The organism is Pontibacter anaerobius, from assembly GCF_026241195.1.
GTDB classification, from domain to species: domain Bacteria; phylum Bacteroidota; class Bacteroidia; order Cytophagales; family Hymenobacteraceae; genus Pontibacter; species Pontibacter anaerobius.
The window spans coordinates 1-535 of the sequence record NZ_JAPFQO010000029.1 but is presented as its reverse complement, the minus strand read 5'-3'; the positions used below and the strand labels follow the sequence as shown (position 1 = coordinate 535).

Genomic DNA, 535 nt, shown 5'->3' with positions numbered 1-535 from the left:
ACGTTAGGTGGCAAATAAAATCAATGAATTAGAAGCTCAGATGGATTTCATAATAAACATCCTACAAGTTGTCATAGGTATAATAGTCGCTTACTTTATCATTAGGCGATTTGCAGGAAGTAAGGAACAAAATTTAATCAATAAGTTCTTCAAATACTTGGTGGCGTTGTTTGTAGGTGCTGTAGCGTTTACAGCGATTGGGATGCTATTTATGAGTGAACCTGATTTAGTATCGCAAACATTAGAGCAACTACATGCAAATCCAGAGATACAAAGGACTATAGGGAAACAGCAAGGGTATGGATACAACAAGAATGAAATTAAAGAGATAAAACAATATCCTGCAACTGTTGATTTCTCCCTTTATGGAAGTAAGGCAGACATGGAATTAACAGTACTGATTGACTCGTCAGCCAATGTGTTTGAAGTCAAAGAATACAAAGTAGAGAAGGTGACAGAGAAATAAATTCATCACCTAACAAAGTGCAGCTTTAACCCTTGCTACGCTTCGGGCTTCGGCTGCACGAGTAGCGTT

1 protein-coding gene is annotated in these 535 nt (G+C 37.8%); it reads left to right on the top strand.

The features are described 5' to 3' along the window. Window positions 1–40: 40 nt before the first annotated feature. Window positions 41–466 carry a hypothetical protein gene (locus tag OO017_RS19875; RefSeq protein ID WP_266054453.1) on the top strand — a complete coding sequence of 142 codons (426 nt, stop codon included), beginning with the start codon at window positions 41–43 and terminating at the stop codon, window positions 464–466. The last annotated feature ends 69 nt before the right edge of the window (window positions 467–535 follow it).